Here is a 2,858-nt window from a genome sequence, read left to right as displayed (position 1 = left end):
AAAACAAGGATACAATATTGTATCCTTCAGTTTGTCGACAAAAGGGATTCGGAATGGTCTCATTCCGAACCCCTTTTTAGCTTTTTATGGGATTTGAAGCTATTTAATAAAAAGACAGACCTCTTCGAGTTCATCATTTAGGCCATTTTTGGACCTTGCCACGTCCAGTTGGCCATCTTCTTCAGGTTCATGGCAGCGAAAGTAAGCATCGCCTGCATCGACAATTTTTTAAGTCCCCTTAACGTTGTCCAACGCATGCCATGCTTTTCTTTTCCATCTGCGAATACACGCTCAATGGTTTCTTTACGTTTGGCATAAATCTCTTTCACCTCTGCGTGATAGCGAAGATGGTCTGCCTCTTCTACGTATTCCTGCCAAATATGACGCGTCACCACTTTCTGGTGGTCTTTACTCTCCGTACATCTGGCTAAAAATGGGCATGTCGCACAAATCTGTTTTGGCGATTTGTACTCCCGATATCCTTCTTTATTCGTTGTCGAGTAGGCCAAGATCTCACCTGCCGGGCAAAGATAACAGTCAAAGTATTCGTCATACACATAGTCATGTTTTCGGAAAAAACCTTTTTTCGTACGTGGTCGTGTGTATGGCAAGGCAGGGGTCATCCCCTGTTCCAATAAGTAACGGGTAATCGCAGGAGTTTTGTACGCGGCATCTGCGGCGACCGCTTCAGGCTTTCCGACTCTCTCGATGACCTTTCCGACCAATGGCTCTAAAATCTGACTATCATGTGTGTTGCCAGGTGTGACCATGGTGCCAAGCACAAAACCGTTACGATCCGCGGCTGCGTGAAAAGAATAGGCGAACTGCTTCGTCCGTTCATCCTTCACATAGTAACCACTCTCTGGATCGGTGGTGCTTTCTTTGATTTCTTTCTTCTCTTCCTTCTCAAACTTGTCCGGAGGAAATGGTTTTTTTCCGTGATCTTCCCGGTCCTGGTTAATCTCTTCTTGAAGGCGTTCCTGATACGCGCGTGTCTCTTTGCGAACGACTTTCTTTTCAAATTTGCGTTTGTTCGCACTCGCTTTAACATGGGTCGAATCCACGAAAACGTGCTCGGCACTGATTAGCTTTTTCTCGGCAGCTTCCTTTAAGATGCGATAGAAAATCTGTTCAAACAGATCGGTATCTTTAAAACGGCGTTCATAGTTTTTTCCGAACGTAGAGAAATGAGGCACTTTATCGTGGAAACCATACCCAAGGAACCAGCGATAGGCCATATTGGTTTCCACTTGTTCAATCGTTTGGCGCATGGACCGGATTCCAAACGTGTATTGAAGGAAGGTCAATTTAATTAAGATGACAGGATCAATACTGGGACGACCGATTTCTGAATACATGTCCTTCACCAAGTCATAGATGAACGAAAAATCAAGTGCTGCCTCTATTTTACGAACCAAGTGGCTGGCCGGTACCAATTGATTTAACGTAATCATTTCTAATTGATCTCGTTGAATGGGATTATGTTTCGAAAGCATGTCAATCACCTCAAGTTATGTAGTACTTCCATTGTAAAATAAAAAAGACTGTAGGCAAACTGGATTTCTTCCAGTTTGTCTACAGTCTGAACAAGGATACAATATTGTATCCTTGTTTTTTTAACGTTATAAATATATAATTTATCACTAGTGTCGCATTAAAATAATTCAGCGCTTTATAAAAATCTAAATTTTCAGTAATTTTATCTTTGCATAAAAAAAGCCTTTATAATGGTTGGGCGGTAATAAACCATCCAAATCCAAAATAAAGGACAATAAGCATGGATAAGTTTACACGAAAAACATCATTTGAACAATGGTTTTCACCGATTTTCTCCACAAAACTCGAGGAATTGGTTGAAAGCTATCAATTAAATTACTATACAAAGAAGCTACACATTGCGTCATTCTTGAAATTGTTCGTATTCGCTCAGCTCAATGAAACCGAGAGTCTGCGTGCAGTCAGTGAGACATTATTTTCTGACGACCTTCAAAAAGCGACGCATTTAGAAGCGATTAGCTTTTCGCAGCTCGGACGCCGATTAAATCAAGTGCCGACTGAAGTGTTCCAACAGGTATTTTTGGATTTAGTTGCCCAAATTCACGAGAAATCACATTATGAGCAGCGCCGAGAAACGACAACACCACTGAAAATTATCGACTCGAGTACGTTGCCATTGAACTTGAAAAACCATAAGTGGGCTGAATTCCGTAAAACAAAGTCGGGCATCAAGCTTCATTTACGTCTTGTTTACGCAGAAAAAGGCTGTTCCTATCCAGATAAAGCGGTGCTGACAAACGCGAAAGAACATGATCGTGGTCAGCTGGAAGTACTCGTTGACGACAAAGAATGCATGTACGTCTTTGACCGGGGTTACTTGGATTATGAACGATTTGACCGCATGACAGACGATGGGTATGTCTTTGTGTCACGCTTACGAAAAAACGCTGTCATGCGTGTAATCGAGCCATTTAAACTGCCTGAAGACTCGCTTGTGTTTTCAGATGAAATGGTTTTGATTGGTACACCACAAAACCGTGCAGAAAACGCTTTTCGCCTCATCAAAGTGCTCGATTCAAAAGGAAACGAACTGCATCTGATCACGAATCGATTTGATTTAAGCGCTGACGAAATCGCTGAGTTATATAAGTCGCGCTGGGCAATCGAGCTATTTTTTAAATGGCTGAAGCAGCACTTGACTATTAAAAAGTTCTACGCACAAAGCGAACAAGGCGTGCATAATCAGGTGTACATCGCGATGATTGTCTATTGCCTGCATGTACTGGCACAACTGAACACGAATAGTTCGAGAACGTACTTACAAATTAGTCGTTTACTGAAGGCAGCTCCATGGAAATCCG

The 2,858-nt window shown here is 42.1% G+C and carries 2 protein-coding genes; one reads left to right on the top strand and one right to left on the bottom strand.

Annotated features, from left to right (window positions below):
• Nucleotides 1-137 precede the first annotated feature (137 nt).
• Nucleotides 138-1,496 (bottom strand): IS1182 family transposase, encoded by a 1,359-nt coding sequence (locus tag PH235_RS14465; protein WP_144594447.1) that lies wholly within the window; start codon nt 1,494-1,496, stop codon nt 138-140.
• Between the two features lie 281 nt (nt 1,497-1,777).
• Between PH235_RS14465 and PH235_RS14460 the strand changes: the two genes are divergently transcribed.
• A partial coding sequence (locus PH235_RS14460; protein ID WP_272162956.1) for an IS4-like element IS4Bsu1 family transposase occupies nt 1,778-2,858 on the top strand: 1,081 nt, incomplete at its 3' end.

The organism is Trichococcus sp. K1Tr, assembly GCF_028309625.1.
Lineage (GTDB): Bacteria > Bacillota > Bacilli > Lactobacillales > Aerococcaceae > Trichococcus.
This window is presented reverse-complemented; position numbering and strand designations above follow the sequence as displayed.

Excerpts from the sequence above, each read along its gene's own strand:
- PH235_RS14465 (WP_144594447.1), bottom strand. The coding sequence starts at position 1,496 with ATGCTTTCGAAACATAATCCCATTCAACGAGATCAATTAGAAATGATT.